This is a genomic window from Streptomyces sp. NPDC058812 (assembly GCF_042744565.1).
Lineage (GTDB): Bacteria > Actinomycetota > Actinomycetes > Streptomycetales > Streptomycetaceae > Streptomyces > Streptomyces thinghirensis.
This window is the reverse complement of the sequence record NZ_JBHYOB010000001.1, coordinates 620,125-636,636: the sequence shown is the minus strand read 5'-3', so window position 1 is coordinate 636,636 and position 16,512 is coordinate 620,125. Positions and strand designations below refer to the sequence as shown.

Genomic DNA, 16,512 nt, shown 5'->3' with positions numbered 1-16,512 from the left:
GCCTGCTGCGTGTGTGCGGTTACATCCGCTTCAGTACCGCCTGCTTCGCCAGGGTGAACTCCTCATCCGTCAGCACCCCGGAGCGGTGCAGTTCGCCCAGTTCCCGCAGCCGCCGCAGCAGCGCGTCGTGGTCGTCCTCGGTGGCGGGGGCCGGGGCGGGCGCGTCATCGGCCGGCCGGGCGTCCTCCAGGGCGGCACGGGCCGCCGGTGCGGCCGGGTGCGGGAGGCGGGCCTGCACGGCCGCGGCCACCAGCGCCATCAGCGGGTCCTTCTTGAAGCCCCACAGCTCCACCGCGTTGGGGTCGTACTTCGGCGGCACCTTGGTCGGTGCCGCCCGCACGGTGAAGCGGAGGTGGCCGTTCTCCAGGCCGACCGTCGGCTGCCACTCCACCGCGGTGATGTCCGCGAGGGGGAGGGAGCGCGCTCCGGCGGCCGACTTGGCGTCCTCCGCCTGCCACTTCCACTCCAGGCGCACGCGTTCGCCGTCGAAGCTCGCGATGCCGTCCCCGGCGGACACCGACAGCGGGACCGAGGGGCCGGGCAGCAGGTACTCGTCCACCGGGCCGGACGGAACCTGGTCCAGGAGCAGGGCGTTGCGCACCTCGTCCACGAAGTACTCGGCGACGCCGTACCGGTCGGACTCCACGGTCAGCTGGTACGGGTCGTGCGGCTCGGTCAGCCGGCCGCCGGTCGCGTGCAGCAACGGGTCGGCGCCGTCCCGCAGGCGCAGCCGCAGCCGCCCCGACTTCTTGCCCTGCTCGAACGATATGCCCGCCAACGCCGCCAGCGGGACGAGTAGTTCACCCAGTTCCCTGCGGAGCAGGCTGACGTTCTTGTCCCGCCCGGGAGTCAGCCGCAGGGTGTCGCCGTCGAAGACCCACGTTCCGTCCTTCTGGATGATTTCCGCCATGCGCGGATTGTTTCACCGCTTCTGCGTACGGCGGTTGTGAGAGAGAGTGGTCTACACCCATCTGTGCACCATCGTGAAGGGAGCGCACGTGAGACCTCTTCGACGGCACCACAGAACGACTCCCCGACTGACCCGGATCCTGGGCTCGCTGCTGCTGGTGGCGGCGGTCGGCGCCATGACCACCGGCGCGGCGCCGGACCGGAGGACACCGGCGACCACCCCTCTGGACCGGGTGATTCCGGCTCCCGCGTCGGTCGACCCGGGCGGCTCCCCGTACCGCATCACCCGTGGCACCCACATCCGCGTCGACGACTCGCGCGAGGCCCGCCGCGTCGGCGACTACCTCGCCGACCTCCTGCGGCCCTCCACCGGCTACCGACTCCCCGTCACCTCCCACGGCCACGGCGGCATACAGCTGCGCCTGGCCAAGGGCCCGTACGGCGACGAGGGCTACCGACTGGACAGCGGCCGCGGCGGCGTCACCATCACCGCCCGCGAGGCCGCCGGCCTGTTCCACGGCGTCCAGACCCTCCGTCAACTCCTGCCGGCCGCCGTCGAGAGGGACTCCGCGCAGCCCGGGCCCTGGCTGGTCGCGGGCGGCACGATCGAGGACACCCCGCGCTACGGCTGGCGCGGCGCCATGCTGGACGTCTCCCGGCACTTCTTCACCGTCGACGAGGTCAAGCGCTACATCGACCGGGTCGCCCTCTACAAGTACAACAAGCTCCACCTGCACCTCAGCGACGACCAGGGCTGGCGCATCGCCATCGACTCCTGGCCGCGCCTGGCGACGTACGGCGGCTCCACGGAGGTCGGCGGCGGCCCCGGCGGCTACTACACCAAGGCCGACTACAAGGAGATCCTCCGCTACGCCGCCTCCCGCCACCTGGAGGTGATCCCCGAGATCGACATGCCGGGCCACACCAACGCGGCCCTCGCCTCCTACGCCGAGCTGAACTGCGACGGCGTGGCGCCCCCGCTGTACACCGGCACCAAGGTCGGCTTCAGCTCGCTGTGCGTGGACAAGGAGGTCACGTACGACTTCGTGGACGACGTCGTGCGCGAGATCGCCGCGCTCACCCCGGGCCGCTACCTCCACATCGGCGGCGACGAGGCGCACTCCACCCCGCACGAGGACTTCGTGCGGTTCATGGACCGCGTGCAGCCGGTCGTCGCGAAGTACGGCAAGACGGTCATCGGCTGGCACCAGCTGGCCGGCGCCACCCCCGCCGAGGGCGCGCTCATCCAGTACTGGGGCCTGGACCGCACCAGCGACGCGGAGAAGGCGCAGGTCGCGAAGGCCGCCCAGAACGGGACCGGGCTGATCCTGTCCCCGGCCGACCGGACGTACCTGGACATGAAGTACACCAAGGACACCCCGCTGGGCCTGTCCTGGGCGGGCTACGTGGAGGCGCGGCGGTCCTACGACTGGGACCCTGGCGCCTATCTGCCGGGCGCCCCGGCCTCCGCGATCCGGGGCGTCGAGGCGCCGATGTGGACGGAGACCCTGGAGACCCCGGACCAGCTCGACTTCATGGCCTTCCCGAGGCTGCCGGGCGTCGCCGAGCTGGGCTGGTCCCCGGCGAGGACGCACGACTGGGACACCTACAAGGTGCGGCTCGCCGAGCAGGCGCCGCGCTGGGAGGCGCTGGGGATCGACTACTACCGGTCGCCGCAGGTGCCCTGGCCGGCCGACTGACCCGCATCGCCATGCCCGACGGGCACCCCGGAGGACCGTCTCCGGGGTGCCCGCCCGTCCGCGAGGGGCCGTCGGCTACCGGCCCGCGATCGGGTTCTTCAGGGTTCCGACGAGCTGGAGCGCGCCGGACGGGTCCGCGAGGTCCACCATCTGCTCGTTGTCGCGCAGTTGGAGCCGGTTGAGGCAGGACAGCGCGAACTCGGGCGCGAACATGTCGTACCGGGCGAACTTCTCGGCCAGCTCCGGCACCGACTCCTGGTACTCGCGGGTGACCTCCGCGACCGTCCGCCAGAAGGCGTCCTCCTCCACGATGCCCTCGCCGGCGAGGTTCGCGGCGAGGAAGCGGAAGAAGCAGTCGAAGACGTCCGTGAAGATCGACAGGAGCTTCTTGTCCTCCGGGACCTCGACCGCGATCCGGGAGACCTCCGGGGGCAGCACCGCGTCCGGGTCCATCACCGCGATCTCCTCGGCGATGTCCTTGTAGATCGCGCGCTGCACGACCCCGTCCTTCAGGACCAGGATCACGTTCTCGCCGTGCGGCATGTAGACCAGGTCGTAGGCGTAGAAGCTGTGCAGCAGCGGGACGAAGTAGGCCCGCAGGTAGTGCCGCAGCCACTCGGTGGGCGCGAGCGCCGACCGCTCGATCAGCGCGCCCGCGAAGGAGGCGCCCTCGTGGTCGACGTGCACGAGGGAGGCCATGGTGGCCAGGGTCTCGCCGTCCTGGAGGGTCGGCACGGGGCTCTCGCGCCACAGCGCGGCCAGCATCTTGCGGTACGGCGAGTAGCGGTCGGTGGCCTGCTCGTACTCCAGGTGCCGGTAGCCGACGGCCGCCCGCTCCCGGATGATGGACAGGCCCGTCGACTTGAGCACCGGGTCGCCCTCGATGAGCTGGGCGAGCCAGTCGTTGATGGCCGGGGTCGCCTCCATGTACGCCGCCGACAGGCCGCGCATGAAGCCCATGTTGATGACGGACAGGGCCGTCTTCACGTAGTGCTTCTCGGGGTGCGAGGTGTTGAAGAAGGTGCGGATGGACTGCTGCGCCAGGTACTCGTCGTCGCCCTCGCCGAGGCAGACCAGGTGCCCGCGGGCGACCTCGGCGGCGAAGGTGACGGTGAGCTTGTTCCACCACTGCCAGGGGTGGACCGGGATGAACAGGTAGTCGGCCGGGTCCAGACCCCGCTCGCGCAGCACGCCGTGGAAGCGGTCGACGGTCGCCTCGCCCAGCTCGTCCCGTACGAAGGACTCGTACTCGATCCCGACGCCGGCCGTGAACGCCGCCCGCGAGCGGTGCGCGGCCAGCCACACCAGCCGGACGGGGCTCGCGGTCTCGGGGGCGTACGACAGGTACTCGTGGATGCCGAAGCCGAGCCGCCCGTTGTTGGCGACGAAGCAGGGGTGGCCCTCGGTCATGCCGGTCTCGACGGCCTGGAAGCCGCTGTTCGCCAGCTCGGCGGAGGTGAGGTTCGGCTTGGTGAGCTTGTAGCAGGTGCCGGAGAGGGTGGAGGAGATCTCCTCCAGGTAGACGGGCAGGATCGCGTCGCTCAGGCCCAGCGACTCCTTCAGCTCGATGAAGAAGTCCAGAGCGGCGAGGGGGAGTTCCGCGCCGTCGCGGTGGCGGGTGATCGAGTCGGCGTCCACCTGCCAGTGGTCCAGGGCGCGGACGGTGGCGGTGAAGCGGTACTCGGTCTCGCCGTCGTCGGCGCGGACGACGTAGGCGTCACCCGTGGAGGGCTCCGGCGTGATCAGCCGCTCGTGCGTGAACTCGGCGAGGGCCTTGCGGATCAGGAGGCGGTTGGCCTGGTCCCAGCGCTCGGTGGAGAGGTGGGCGACGGCGTCGGCGAGGCTCATGCGGACACCGCCTTCTCGAACTGCTCGCGGGTGCAGAAGCTCAGCAACGCCTTCTTCTCCGGCTTCTGGATCTCGCGCTCGGGCACGAATCCGACGGCTGCGTTCAGGGCGTGGACGGCCTTGTTGTCGAGGTCCGGTTCGACGACGACACGGGCGGTCGCCGGGTCGGCGAACAGCTCGGCCATGACGGCGGTGATGACGGCGCGGGTGAAGCCGTGCACGGGCCGGTCGGTGGGGGCGACCAGGAAGTGCATGCCGACGTCGCCCGGCTCCGGCTCGTACAGGCCGGTCAGCTCGCGGTGGACCGGGTCGTACTTCTCCATCAGGAAGGCGGGGACGCCGTCGTGCAGGCCGACGTAGGCGTGGTGGTGCTCGTCGGCGGCTATCTCCATGTAGGCCCGCTCGACGTCCACCAGCTTCGCGTCCTGCATCATCCAGAACGCGGACTTGGGGTGCGTGACCCAGCCGTGCAGCAGCTCGGCGTCCTTCAGCGGGTCGAGGGGGCGGAGGGTGAGGGCGCCGATGCCGGCGGCCGTGGGGGTGGTGGTGCTCATGCGCTGAACTCCTGGAACGCGATCGACTTCTCGACCGGGTAGTACTCGGTGCCGAGCAGCTCTCGGACGATGTAGCTGTTGCGATAGGCACCCATGCCCAGATCGGGACTGGTGATGCTGTGCGTGTGGACACCCGCGTTCTGCAGGAACACGCCGCCGCCCGTGACGTCGACGGTGTAGTTGCGGGCGACGTCGAAGTTGCCCCGGGAGTCGTAGCGGAGCCGGTCCCGGACGGGCTTGAGGAACTCCGGCTCGGCGTACCGGTAGCCGGTGGCCAGGATCAGCCCCTGGGTGTCGATCTCGAAGTCCTTGCCCTGCTCCTCCTGCCGGAAGCCGAGCGTGTACGTGCCGTCCGCGTACCGGGCGTCGGTCAGTGCCGAGTTGGTGAGCAGGCGGGTGGGGACGGGGCCGCCGAGCCTCTTCTGGTAGAGCAGGTCGAAGATCTCGTTGATCAGGTCGCCGTCGATGCCCTTGAACAGGCCCTTCTGCTCGCTGGTGAGGCGGTAGCGGGTCGGCTCGGGAAGCGCGTGGTAGTAGTCCACGTACTCCGGCGAGGTCATCTCCAGTGTGAGCTTGGTGTATTCGAGGGGGAAGAAGCGCGGGGAGCGGGTGACCCAGTTGAGCTGGTAGCCGTGGACGTCGATCTCGCCGAGCAGGTCGCGGTAGATCTCGGCGGCCGACTGGCCACTGCCGACCAGGGTGATCGACTTCTTCTTCACCAGCTCCGCCCGGTGCCGCACGTAGCGGGAGTTGTGGATGAAGTCGCCGGCCAGGCCGCGGCAGGCGTCCGGGATGTGCGGCGGGGTGCCGGTGCCGAGGACCAGGCGGCGGGCGCGGTACGTGTCGCCGCCCGTCGTCGCGACGACGTACAGCTCGTCCCGCTCGTCGTACGTCACCTCGGTGACCGTCGTGGAGAAGCGGACGCAGCTCAGTTTGTTCGCGGCCCAGCGGCAGTAGTCGTCGTACTCGACGCGCAGCGGGTAGAAGTTCTCCCGGATGTAGAACGAGTACAGCCGGCCCTTCTCCTTCAGGTAGTTGAGGAAGGAGTACGGGGACGTCGGGTCGGCGAGCGTGACCAGGTCCGACATGAACGGGGTCTGGAGGTGGGCGCCGTCCAGGAACATGCCGGCGTGCCACTCGAAGTCCGGCTTGGACTCCAGGAAGACGCCGTTCAGCTCGGCGATGGGCTCGGTGAGGCAGGCCAGGCCGAGGTTGAAGGGGCCGAGGCCGATCCCCACGAAGTCGTACGGGGCACTGGCTTCAGGAAGCGCGGTCAAGGGACTCTCCCAGGTACTGCTCGGCGTGGCCGGCGATCAGATCGAGGACGGCGGCGATGTCGGCCGTGGTCGTCTCGGGGTTGAGCAGGGTGAACTTCAGGTAGTGGCGCCCGGCGACCTTGGTGCCCGCGACCACGGCGTCGCCGGAGGCGAACAGGGCCCCCCGGGCGTACAGGTTGGCGCGGTCGATCTCGGCGGGGTCGGTGACGGCCGCCGGTATGTAGCGGAAGACCAGGGTGGACAGGCTCGGCGCGACGACGACGTCGAAGCGCGGGTCGGCGGCGAGCAGTTTCCAGCCCTCGGCGGCGAGGTCGCACACCTCGTCGAAGAGCTGTCCGATGCCGTCGGCGCCCATCACGCGCAGCGTCATCCACAGCTTGAGCGCGTCGAAGCGGCGGGTGGTCTGGAGGGACTTGTCCACCTGGTTGGGGATACGTTCCTGCACCATGCGGCGCGGGTTGAGGTACTCCGCGTGGTAGGTGGCGTGGCGCAGCGTGGCCGCGTCCCGGACCAGCACGGCCGACGAACTCACCGGCTGGAAGAAGGACTTGTGGTAGTCCACGGTGACCGAGTCGGCGCGCTCGATGCCGTCGATGCGGTCCCGGTACTTCAGGGAGGCGAGCAGTCCGCAGCCGTAGGCCGCGTCCACGTGCATCCACACGCCGTACCGCTCGCACAGTTCGGCGATCTCGGGCAGCGGGTCGATGGAGCCGAAGTCGGTGGTGCCGCCGGTGGCGACGACGGCCATGGGGACCAGGCCGTCCGCGGCACAGCGCTCCAGTTCGCGGGCGAGGGCGACGGTCTGCATGCGCTTGTCGTGGTCGACGGGGATCGGCACGACGGCGTCGGGACCGAGGCCGAGCAGTTTCGCCGACTTCTTCACGCTGAAGTGGCTGACCTCGGAGGCGAAGACGCGCAGGTCGGCGAAGTTCTCCGTCTTCGCCTCCTCGCGGGCCAGCAGCAGCGCCTGGAGGTTGGACTGGGTGCCGCCGGAGGTGAACACGCCGTCGGCGGCGGGGCCGAGGCCGATACGGGCGGTGGTCCAGTCGATCAGTTTCCGCTCGATGAGTGTGCCGCCGGCCGACTGGTCCCAGGTGTCCAGCGAGGAGTTGACGGCGGACAGGACGGCCTCGCCGAGCACGGCCGGGATGACGACTGGGCAGTTGAGGTGGGCGAGGTAGCGGGGGTGGTGGAAGTAGACGGCGTCGCGGAGGTAGACGTCCTCCAGCTCGTCGAGGACCGCGGCCGTGTCGTGCAGCGGCTTGTCGAGGTCGATCTCGTCGATGCGGGGGGAGAGGGCGTCGACCGTGACGCCGGTGAACGGACGGTCGGTGGTGGCGATTTTGGCGGCCACCCGCTCGACTCCTTCGGTCACGGAGCGGCGGTACTGCTCCGCGGTGGCGTCGTTGAGCAGGTGCGAGCGCATGTGGGGGTCCTCCGGTTGGGGACGGGCCGAGAGGGGGACGGGGAGAGGGCGAAGCCCTTGCTTGACTTAGGGCAGCCTAACCTAAGTCACTTTGATCAAACGCGTGCCTCTACGTGACTGCTGTCACTCGCGCGTCATCCGTACGGCACGGACGGTGAGTTGGGACTTCCCGCGGTGTGGGTGTCAGCCCTGCTCGCGGAGTTGTTCCTCCGTCAGGCCCTGGCGCCAGTATCCGACGAAGGTGACGCGGCGGCGGTCGATGCCGCGTTCGCCCACGAAGTGCCGGCGCAGTCGCTTGACGTGGCCGGACTCGCCGGCGATCCAGACGTACGGGTGTTCGGCGGGCGGCAGTTGGGCCGCGCGAAGGGTGGTGAGGGTGGCTTCGGGGCCGCTGGTGGCGTCCCTGACCAGCCAGTTGACCTCGGCGTCGGCGGCCGTCGTCAGCTCCTGCACGTCCTCGGCGTGCGGCACCTCCAGCCAGACCCGGGCGCGGGTGCTGGCCGGCAGTGACTCGACGACGGCGCAGGCGGCCGGTACGGCGGTCTCGTCGCCCCAGACGACCACCAGGTCGGTGTCCTCGGGCGGTCGGAAGCGGATCGCCCGGTTGTCGGCGATCGCCGGTCCGAGCAGCACGACCCGGTCGCCGGGGGCGGCGTCGGCGGCCCAGCGGGAGGCGGGGCCGGCCTGCAGGGCGGCCCCGGGTTCGACGCCGTGCAGCACGAAGTCGATGTCGATCTCGGCGGTGTCCCCGTAGGCGTCCCGGCGCAGGGCGCGCAGCGTGTACGAGCGCATCACCGCCCGTACGTCGTCCGGCAGTTCACGCCACGCCTGCCACCAGCCGTCGCCCAGTTCGATCGGCACCGCGGGCTCCGGCTGGCCCGGGTGCGGCAGGAACAGCGAGAGGGACTGGTCGAGCCCGTCGGAGTGGAAGCCCCGCAGGTCGGGCCCCGCGAAGGTGACCCGGGCCAGGGACGGGCCGAGCCGCCTCGTCCGTACGACCTGGAGGGAGAAGAAACGGAACGGGGCGGCTACGGCCGTCGTCATGGAGTGCTCCGGGAGGAGGGGAGAGGGCGAGAGGTCAGCCGACCTTCTTGGCGTTCTCGATCGCCTCGGCCAGGTTGTCGAGCAGCGGCGTGCACTTGTCGTAGGACAGGATCGGCTCGGGGGAACGGGCGATGACCTGGCCGGCCTTGACCGCGGGCAGCTGCTTCCAGGTGCCCTCGGTGATGTCGGCGGGCTGGATGGTCGAGGCGCGGTCGTCCATGATGATGACGTCGGCCGGGTACTTGTCGACGTTCTCCCAGCTCAGGCTCTCGAACCAGCCGCCGGTCGCCTTCTTGGCCGCCTCGGAGGGCTCGACGAAGTTGACGCCGAGGGCCTTGAAGTACTCCAGGTCGACGGAGAGGTTGGTGCCGGATACGTAGAAGAGTTCGGCGCTCGCGGAGCCGGCCAGCACCCTGATCTCGGGCTTGGCCTTGGCGGCGGCGCGCAGCCGGGCCGCGGCCTTCTCGAAGGCGGCCTTGGCGTCGGTGACCTTCTTGGCCTTCATGTCCGCGCCGAGCGACTCGGCCAGTTCCCACATCCGCTGGAGCGGCTGGGTGAGCTGGCGGTCGAAGACGGAGATCGCGACGCTCGGGGCGAGCTTGGCGATCTTGTCCTTGGAGTCCTCCGGGACGGACCAGAGGGTGCCCGCGGTGTCGAACGTCGTGGTGATGAGCACCTCGGGGGCGAGGGTGGCGTACTTCTCGACGTTGAGCTTGCCCCACTCGTTGCCGAGGACGGTGACCTTGTCGACGTCGAGGTCGCCGGCCTGGACGTCGGGCTTGCCGTCCTTGGTGGTGGTGGGCCCGAACACGCCCTTGACCTGGACGCCGTAGTCCCAGAGAGCGGCGGCGACACCGGTGAAGGCGACGATGTTCGTCGGGACCTTGTCCAGCTTCACGGTCGTGCCGCGGTCGTCCTTGAAGGACCAGGGGCCGGACTTGGCGGCGCCCGTGTCCTTGCCGGAGCCGCCGTTGCTCCCGTCGTCGTCACCGCAGGCCGCGAGCACGGCACCGAGGCCGACGGCACCGCCTGCGGCGAGGATTCCGCGACGGGTCGGGTGGGTAGCTCTGGCGTTGAACATGGCGTGGCTGCTTTCGAACGGTGCGGAGCGTCCGCGGGACAAGTTCAAGGTAGGTTAGCCTAACCTCAGATCTTGTCCATAGGGTGGGCTCCGAGGGCGGGCCGGGGCGGGGCCGGGAGCGCCCCGCCGGCGCGGCCCGCGACTCAGCTCACCAGGCCCAACTCCCGCGCGATCAGCATCCGCTGGACCTCGCTGGTGCCCTCGCCGATCTCCAGGATCTTCGCGTCCCGCCACATGCGGGCCACCGGGTACTCGTTCATGAAGCCGTAGCCGCCGTGGATCTGGGTGGCCTCGCGGGCGTTGTCCACGGCCACCGTCGACGAGTACAGCTTCGCCAGCGCCGCCTCCTTCTTGAAGGGGTCGCCGGTCACCAGCCGGGAGGCCGCGTCGCGCCACGCGAGACGGGCCGTGTGGGCCTTCATCTCCATGTCGGCGATCTTGAACTGGATGGCCTGGTTGGCGCCGATGGGCTTGCCGAAGGCGTGACGTTCCTTCGCGTACCTGACGGACTCGTCCACACAGCCCTGCGCGAGCCCCGTGCCCAGCGCGGCGATGGCGATGCGCCCCTCGTCGAGGATGCGCAGGAACTGGGCGTAGCCGCGGCCCTCCTCGCCCAGCAGGTTCGCCGCCGGGACCCGGACGTCGGAGAAGGACAGCTCACGCGTGTCCGACGCGTTCCAGCCGACCTTCGAGTACGGGGCGGCGACCGTGAAGCCCGGGGTGCCGGACGGCACGATGATCGCCGAGATCAGGGGCCGGCCGTCCGGCTTGCGGCCGGTGACCGCCGTGACCGTCACCAGGCCCGTGATGTCGGTGCCGGAGTTGGTGATGAAGCACTTGGTGCCGTTGATGACCCACTCGTTCGTCGCCTCGTCGAGGCGTGCCGTGGTCCGCGTCGCGCCCGCGTCCGAGCCGCCGTCCGGCTCGGTCAGGCCGAAGGCGCCGAGGATCTCGCCCGAGCACAGGCGGGGCAGCCACGTCCGCTTCTGCTCGTCGGTGCCGAACAGGTGGATCGGCATCGCGCCCAGCGAGACGCCCGCCTCCAGGGTGATGGCCACCGACGAGTCGACGCGGGCCAGTTCCTCCAGGGCGATGCCGAGGGCCAGGTAGTCGCCGCCCATGCCGCCGTACTCCTCCGGGAACGGCAGGCCGAACAGACCCATGCGGCCCATCTCCCGGACGATCTCGTACGGGAACTCGTGCCGCTCGTAGAAATCGCCGATCTTGGGCGCCACCACGTCGTGGGCGAACGCCTCCACCGTGCGGCGGAGGTCCTCGAGTTCGGGGGAGAGCTTGTGGTCCATGGGTGTCACTGCTCCTTGTGGGAGTCGGCGCCCGAGCCCGCGAGGGCTCGTACGGTGCGGGACGGGCTGGGTCGGCCCAGGTGGGCGGCCATCCAGACGCTGGTGGCGACGAGAGAGCCGAGGTCGACCCCGGTGTCGATGCCGAGGCCGCGCAGCATCCACACGAGGTCTTCGGTGGCGAGGTTGCCGGTGGCGGACTTCGCGTAGGGGCAGCCGCCCAGTCCGCCGGCGGAGGCGTCGACGGTCGTCACGCCGTGCCGGAGGGCGGCGTAGGTGTTCGACAGGGCCTGGCCGTAGGTGTCGTGGAAGTGGACGCCCAGGGTGCTCACGGGCACACCGGCCGCGGTGAGCGCGGTGAGCAGGGCGCTCACGTGTCCCGGGGTCGCCACTCCGATGGTGTCGCCCAGGCTCAGTTCGTCGCAACCCATGTCCAGCAGGGCCCGGCAGACCCTGACCACCCGCGCGACGGGGACCGGCCCTTCCCACGGGTCGCCGAAGCACATCGAGAGGTAGCCCCGTACGTGAACGCCGTCCGCGTCCTTCGCCCGCGCCACCACCGGCTCGAACATGGCCAGCGCCTCGTCGAGCGTGCGGTTGAGGTTGGCCTTGGCGAAGGACTCCGTGGCGCTGGCGAAGACCGCGACGCGGCGGGCGCCGAGCGCGAGCGCGCGGTCGAGGCCGCGTTCGTTCGGCACCAGGACGGGGAGGTCGACGGGCAGGCCGGCGACGGCCGGGAAGAGCTGCTCCGCGTCCGCCAGTTGGGGCACCCACTTGGGGTGCACGAAGCTCGTCGCCTCGATGGTGGTCAGGCCCGTGGCGGCCAGACGGCGGATGAACTCCGCCTTCACCTCCGCCGGGACGGTCGCCTTCTCGTTCTGCAGGCCATCGCGGGCGCCGACCTCGTGGACGCGGACGCGGGCGGGCAGGCCCTCCTCCGGTACCGCCATGGGCAGGCCCAGTTCGGGGGCGTTCATGCCGTCTCCTCCGTGTCCTCCGCCGGCGTGATGACCGCCAGTACCTGGTCCATGGCGACCGTCGTGCCCGGCGCCACGTCCAGCTCGGCGACCGTGCCCGCGTGCGGGGCGGAGATGACGTGCTCCATCTTCATCGCCTCCACGACCAGCAGGCTCTGTCCGGCGGCCACCTCGTCGCCGACGTCGACCTTCACCACCGTCACCGTGCCCGGCATGGGCGCGGTCAGCGAGTCGGCGCCCGCGTGGGCGGCCCCGGTGAGGGAGGCGGCGACCGGGTCGTGGTCGCGCACGTGCCAGGCGTCGCCGTCGCGGCCGAGCCAGTCGGCGGCGCGGTGGAAGGTGTGCCGGACGCCGTCCACCGTCACCGACACCCGGTCGTCGGTGACGGTGTGGGTGCCACGCGGGGTGTGTTCCACCGGATCGGTGATCCGCAGGTGGAAGGCGACCGGCTTCGGCTCGCCGCCCATGCGCCAGCCGCTCGGCACCGAGAACGGGTCCGTCCAGCCGTCCCCGCGCGGACGCAGCGCGTCCAGCCGTACGGCGGCCGCCGCCTCGTACACCTCCTCCGGCACGTCGGTGGTGACGAGACCGTCGACCTCGCGCTCCACCAGCCCCGTGTCCAGCTCGCCCGCCACCACCGCCGGGTGGGCGAGGAGCCGGCGCAGGAACCCGGCGTTGGTCTGCACGCCCAGCGTCACCGTCCGGGCCAGGGCCGCCCGGAGTCTGCGCAGGGCGGTGGCGCGGTCGGGGCCGTACGCGATCACCTTGGACAGCATCGGGTCGTAGAGGCTGCCGACCTCGGTGCCCTCGCTGAGGCCGGAGTCGGTGCGGACGCCGTCGCCCTCGGGCTCGTGCAGTCGCAGCACCGTGCCGCCGGACGGGAGGAAACCGCGCGTGGGGTCTTCGGCGCACAGCCTGGCCTCGACCGCGTGCCCGGTCAGCCGGACGTCCTCCTGTGCGAGACCGAGCCGCTCGCCCGCCGCCACCCGCAGCTGCCACTCCACCAGGTCCACTCCCGTGACCAGTTCGGTCACCGGGTGCTCGACCTGGAGGCGGGTGTTCATCTCCATGAAGTAGTACTGGGAGGGGTCGCTGCCCGGCACGATGAACTCCACCGTGCCCGCGCCCCGGTAACCGCAGGAGCGCGCCGCCTGCACGGCCGCCTCGCCCATCGCGGCACGGGTCGCCTCGTCGAGGAGCACGCTGGGCGCCTCCTCGATGATCTTCTGGTGGCGGCGTTGCAGCGAGCACTCGCGCTCGCCCAGGTGCACGACGCCCCCGTGGCCGTCGGCCAGGACCTGGATCTCGATGTGCCGGGGCCGGTCGATCCACCGCTCCACGAGCAGCGTGTCGTCGCCGAAGGAGGCGCGGGCCTCGCGGCGGGCGGCGGCGATCTCGTCGGCGAGCACGGCGGCGTCCCGCACCAGCCGCATGCCCTTGCCGCCACCACCGGCCGACGGCTTCAGCAGCACCGGCGTGCCGATCTCGCGGGCGGCGTCGGCGAGCTGCGCGTCCGTCAGCCCGCTGCCACTGGAGCCGGGCACCACCGGCACCCCGGCCGCCTTCACCGTCTCCTTGGCGCGGATCTTGTCGCCCATCAGGGCGATGGCGTCGGCGGACGGTCCGATGAAGACCAGCCCCGCCTCCTCGCAGGCCCGCGCGAAACCGGCGTTCTCGGCGAGGAAGCCGTAGCCGGGATGGACGGCCTGCGCCCCCGTCCGGGCCGCCGCCCGAAGCAGCCGCTCGACGGACAGATAGCTCTCCGCCGCCGGCGCCGGACCGATCCGTACCGCCTCGTCGGCCTCCCGCACGTGCCGGGCGTCCGCGTCGGCGTCGGAGAAGACCGCCACCGAGCGCACGCCCATCGAGCGCAGGGTCCGGATGACGCGCACCGCGATCTCACCGCGGTTGGCCACCAGTACCGTGTCGAACATCAAGCTCCCCATCGCGCTTCCCATCGAAGTCCCCTCCTCACATCCGGAAGACGCCGAACTGGGGGTCGCCCAGTGGCGCGTTGGCGCACGCGGTCAGGGCCAGACCCAGCACCTGCCGGGTGTCGGCGGGCTCGATCACCCCGTCGTCCCACAGGCGGGCGGTCGCGTAGTAAGCGTTCCCCTGGTGCTCGTACTGCGCACGGATCGGCGCCTTGAAGGTCTCCTCCTCCTCGGCCGGCCAGTCCTCCCCGCGCGCCTCCAGCTGGTCCCGCTTGACCGTGGCCAGCACGGACGCGGCCTGCTCGCCGCCCATGACGGAGATCTTCGCGTTGGGCCACATCCACAGGAAGCGCGGCGAGTACGCCCGCCCGCACATCGAGTAGTTCCCCGCGCCGTACGACCCGCCGACCACGACCGTCAGCTTGGGCACGCGCGTGCACGCCACCGCCGTCACCATCTTGGCGCCGTGCTTGGCGATGCCGCCGGCCTCGTAGTCCCTGCCGACCATGAACCCGGAGATGTTCTGCAGGAACACCAGCGGGATGCCGCGCTGGTCGCACAGCTCGATGAAGTGAGCGCCCTTCTGGGCCGACTCGGAGAAGAGGATGCCGTTGTTGGCGACGATTCCCACCGGGTGGCCGTGGACGCGGGCGAAGCCGGTGACGAGGGTCTGTCCGTACTCGGACTTGAACTCGGCGAACCTGGAGCCGTCCACCACGCGCGCGATGATCTCGCGTACGTCGTAGGGGGTGCGGGAGTCGACCGGCACCGCGCCGTACAGCCCGAGCGGGTCGGCCTTCGGCTCGGCCGCGGGCTCGACACCCCAGGGGAGCGGGCCGCGCTCGGGCAGCGTGGAGACGATCTGCCGCACGATGCGCAGGGCGTGCGCATCGTCCTCGGCCAGGTGGTCGGTCACGCCGGACACTCGCGAGTGGACCTCGCCGCCGCCCAGCTCCTCCGCCGTGACCACCTCACCGGTGGCCGCCTTCACCAGGGGCGGGCCGCCCAGGAAGATCGTCCCCTGCTCGCGGACGATCACCGCCTCGTCGCTCATCGCGGGGACGTACGCGCCGCCCGCCGTGCAGGAGCCGAGGACGGCGGCGATCTGCGGGATGCCGGCGCCGGACATCCGAGCCTGGTTGTAGAAGATCCGCCCGAAGTGCTCGCGGTCCGGGAAGACCTCGTCCTGCATCGGCAGGAAGGCGCCGCCCGAGTCGACGAGATACAGGCACGGCAGCCGGTTCTCCAGCGCCACCTCCTGCGCCCGCAAATGCTTCTTCACGGTCATCGGGTAGTACGTGCCGCCCTTGACGGTGGCGTCGTTGGCGACGATCACGCACTCCCGGCCGCTGACCCGCCCGATACCGGCGATGACGCCGGCGGCCGGGGCCTGGCCGTCGTAGAGCCCGTCGGCCGCGAGCGGCGCCAGCTCCAGGAACGGCGAGCCCGGATCGAGCAGCGTGTCCACGCGGTCGCGCGGCAGCAGCTTGCCGCGCGCGGTGTGCCGGGCCCGCGCCCGCTCTCCGCCGCCGAGCCGGGCCGCCGCGAGCTTGGCGCGCAGCTCCTCCACGAGGACGCGGTGCGCCTCCTCGTTGGCCCGAAAGGCCTCCGACGCGGGATCTGCCGCCGTCGTCAGCTCCGGTGCCTCTCGCATCCTGCGGTCCCCTCACCCGATTGGTCGATCAGTTAATGAGCGTTAACGCATTTCCTCCAGGTTAACGACCGCTAACCTCCCTGTCTAGAATCGACTCCATGGCCACGAGAACCGACGCCCCCACCCGCCGCGAGCAGATCCTCAAGGAGGCCGCCCGGCTCTTCGCCGAGCGCGGCTTCCACGGTGTCGGCGTCGACGAGATAGGCGCCGCCGTCGGGATCAGCGGCCCCGGCCTCTACCGGCACTTCGCCGGCAAGGACGCGATGCTCGCCGAGCTGCTGGTCGGGATCAGCGACTCGCTGCTGACCGGCGCGAAGCGGCGGCTGGCGGAGGCGGACGGGGTGACCGGCCCCGAGGCGGTCCTCGACTCGTTCATCGAGGGGCACATCGATTTCGCGCTCGACGACCGCCCGCTCATCACCCTGCACGACCGCGAGCTGGACCGCCTCCGGGACGCGGACCGCAAGATGGTGCGGCAGTTGCAGCGGCAGTACGTCGAGCTGTGGGTCGGGGTGGTGCGCGAGGTCTACCCGGCGATGTCGGAACCGAACGCCCGCTCGGCCGTGCACTCGGTCTTCGGCCTGCTGAACTCCACCCCGCACCTGGGCCGCCCCGGCTCCCTGCCCGGACGCGCGGTGACGGCGACGCTGCTGCACCGGATGGCGCGGGGGGCGTTCGCGGCGGTGGCCGCCGACTGAGGGGCGCGGGGAAGGGGGGGGCGAGGGAGGCGGCGGGGGGGGGGGGGGGGGGTAAAATAAAAAACAAAACCAACCCCCCCAAAAACCAACCAAAAGCGGTTGCCGGGGT

General features: G+C 70.9%; 13 protein-coding genes. 2 read left to right on the top strand and 11 right to left on the bottom strand.

What is annotated here, in order from left to right:
• Positions 1 to 19 precede the first annotated feature (19 nt).
• Complete coding sequence (locus ACFW48_RS02905; RefSeq protein WP_386309836.1) at positions 20 to 910, bottom strand: DUF4429 domain-containing protein; 891 nt, start codon at positions 908 to 910, stop codon at positions 20 to 22.
• Between the two features lie 88 nt (positions 911 to 998).
• Here ACFW48_RS02905 and ACFW48_RS02900 point away from each other — a divergent pair, with 88 nt between their 5' ends.
• Positions 999 to 2,609 carry a beta-N-acetylhexosaminidase gene (locus tag ACFW48_RS02900; RefSeq protein ID WP_386309834.1) on the top strand — a complete coding sequence of 537 codons (1,611 nt, stop codon included), beginning with the start codon at positions 999 to 1,001 and terminating at the stop codon, positions 2,607 to 2,609.
• Between the two features lie 75 nt (positions 2,610 to 2,684).
• Here the strand turns inward: ACFW48_RS02900 and ACFW48_RS02895 are convergent, their stop codons facing one another.
• The 10 genes from ACFW48_RS02895 to ACFW48_RS02850 all read right to left on the bottom strand — a co-directional run bounded on the left by ACFW48_RS02895 (position 2,685) and on the right by ACFW48_RS02850 (position 15,705).
• The gene (locus tag ACFW48_RS02895; RefSeq protein WP_386309833.1) at positions 2,685 to 4,457 is read right to left on the bottom strand and encodes an IucA/IucC family protein; all 1,773 of its coding nucleotides are present in this window, start codon (positions 4,455 to 4,457) and stop codon (positions 2,685 to 2,687) included.
• The gene (locus ACFW48_RS02890; protein WP_386309832.1) at positions 4,454 to 5,011 is read right to left on the bottom strand and encodes a GNAT family N-acetyltransferase; all 558 of its coding nucleotides are present in this window, start codon (positions 5,009 to 5,011) and stop codon (positions 4,454 to 4,456) included. The genes ACFW48_RS02895 and ACFW48_RS02890 overlap by 4 nt, the downstream gene beginning before the upstream one ends.
• Positions 5,008 to 6,288, bottom strand: coding sequence for a lysine N(6)-hydroxylase/L-ornithine N(5)-oxygenase family protein (locus ACFW48_RS02885; protein ID WP_386309830.1), 1,281 nt, complete (start codon positions 6,286 to 6,288; stop codon positions 5,008 to 5,010). The genes ACFW48_RS02890 and ACFW48_RS02885 overlap by 4 nt, the downstream gene beginning before the upstream one ends.
• Positions 6,272 to 7,714 (bottom strand): lysine decarboxylase DesA, encoded by a 1,443-nt coding sequence (gene desA / locus ACFW48_RS02880; protein WP_386309828.1) that lies wholly within the window; start codon positions 7,712 to 7,714, stop codon positions 6,272 to 6,274. Before desA ends, ACFW48_RS02885 begins: the two co-directional genes overlap by 17 nt.
• Positions 7,715 to 7,897: 183 nt before the next feature.
• Positions 7,898 to 8,758 (bottom strand): siderophore-interacting protein, encoded by an 861-nt coding sequence (locus ACFW48_RS02875; protein ID WP_386309825.1) that lies wholly within the window; start codon positions 8,756 to 8,758, stop codon positions 7,898 to 7,900.
• A gap of 34 nt (positions 8,759 to 8,792) precedes the next feature.
• Positions 8,793 to 9,839: an ABC transporter substrate-binding protein gene (locus ACFW48_RS02870; protein WP_386309823.1), complete on the bottom strand. Its 1,047-nt coding sequence runs from the start codon at positions 9,837 to 9,839 to the stop codon at positions 8,793 to 8,795.
• Between the two features lie 143 nt (positions 9,840 to 9,982).
• Entirely contained in the window at positions 9,983 to 11,143 is a 1,161-nt protein-coding gene (locus ACFW48_RS02865) for an acyl-CoA dehydrogenase family protein (RefSeq protein ID WP_386309821.1), read from the bottom strand.
• A gap of 5 nt (positions 11,144 to 11,148) precedes the next feature.
• Entirely contained in the window at positions 11,149 to 12,117 is a 969-nt protein-coding gene (locus ACFW48_RS02860; RefSeq protein ID WP_386309818.1) for a hydroxymethylglutaryl-CoA lyase, read from the bottom strand.
• On the bottom strand, positions 12,114 to 14,051 hold the full coding sequence (locus ACFW48_RS02855; protein ID WP_386310250.1) for an acetyl-CoA carboxylase biotin carboxylase subunit: 1,938 nt from the start codon (positions 14,049 to 14,051) through the stop codon (positions 12,114 to 12,116). The genes ACFW48_RS02860 and ACFW48_RS02855 overlap by 4 nt, the downstream gene beginning before the upstream one ends.
• Before the next feature lie 37 nt (positions 14,052 to 14,088).
• Positions 14,089 to 15,705, bottom strand: a complete 1,617-nt coding sequence (locus ACFW48_RS02850) for a carboxyl transferase domain-containing protein (protein ID WP_386309816.1) — start codon at positions 15,703 to 15,705, stop codon at positions 14,089 to 14,091.
• Positions 15,706 to 15,803: 98 nt separating this feature from the next.
• On the opposite strand from ACFW48_RS02850, the gene ACFW48_RS02845 reads away from it, so the two are divergent.
• Positions 15,804 to 16,403: a TetR/AcrR family transcriptional regulator gene (locus tag ACFW48_RS02845; RefSeq protein WP_386309814.1), complete on the top strand. Its 600-nt coding sequence runs from the start codon at positions 15,804 to 15,806 to the stop codon at positions 16,401 to 16,403.
• Positions 16,404 to 16,512 lie beyond the last annotated feature (109 nt).

Coding starts and splice junctions, on each gene's coding strand:
- ACFW48_RS02890 (WP_386309832.1), bottom strand. CDS start 5,011: ATGAGCACCACCACCCCCACGGCCGCCGGCATCGGCGCCCTCACCCTC.
- ACFW48_RS02855 (WP_386310250.1), bottom strand. CDS start 14,051: ATGTTCGACACGGTACTGGTGGCCAACCGCGGTGAGATCGCGGTGCGC.
- ACFW48_RS02865 (WP_386309821.1), bottom strand. CDS start 11,143: ATGGACCACAAGCTCTCCCCCGAACTCGAGGACCTCCGCCGCACGGTG.
- ACFW48_RS02845 (WP_386309814.1), top strand. CDS start 15,804: ATGGCCACGAGAACCGACGCCCCCACCCGCCGCGAGCAGATCCTCAAG.
- ACFW48_RS02895 (WP_386309833.1), bottom strand. CDS start 4,457: ATGAGCCTCGCCGACGCCGTCGCCCACCTCTCCACCGAGCGCTGGGAC.
- ACFW48_RS02905 (WP_386309836.1), bottom strand. CDS start 910: ATGGCGGAAATCATCCAGAAGGACGGAACGTGGGTCTTCGACGGCGAC.
- ACFW48_RS02860 (WP_386309818.1), bottom strand. CDS start 12,117: ATGAACGCCCCCGAACTGGGCCTGCCCATGGCGGTACCGGAGGAGGGC.
- ACFW48_RS02850 (WP_386309816.1), bottom strand. CDS start 15,705: ATGCGAGAGGCACCGGAGCTGACGACGGCGGCAGATCCCGCGTCGGAG.
- ACFW48_RS02870 (WP_386309823.1), bottom strand. CDS start 9,839: ATGTTCAACGCCAGAGCTACCCACCCGACCCGTCGCGGAATCCTCGCC.
- desA (WP_386309828.1), bottom strand. CDS start 7,714: ATGCGCTCGCACCTGCTCAACGACGCCACCGCGGAGCAGTACCGCCGC.
- ACFW48_RS02875 (WP_386309825.1), bottom strand. CDS start 8,758: ATGACGACGGCCGTAGCCGCCCCGTTCCGTTTCTTCTCCCTCCAGGTC.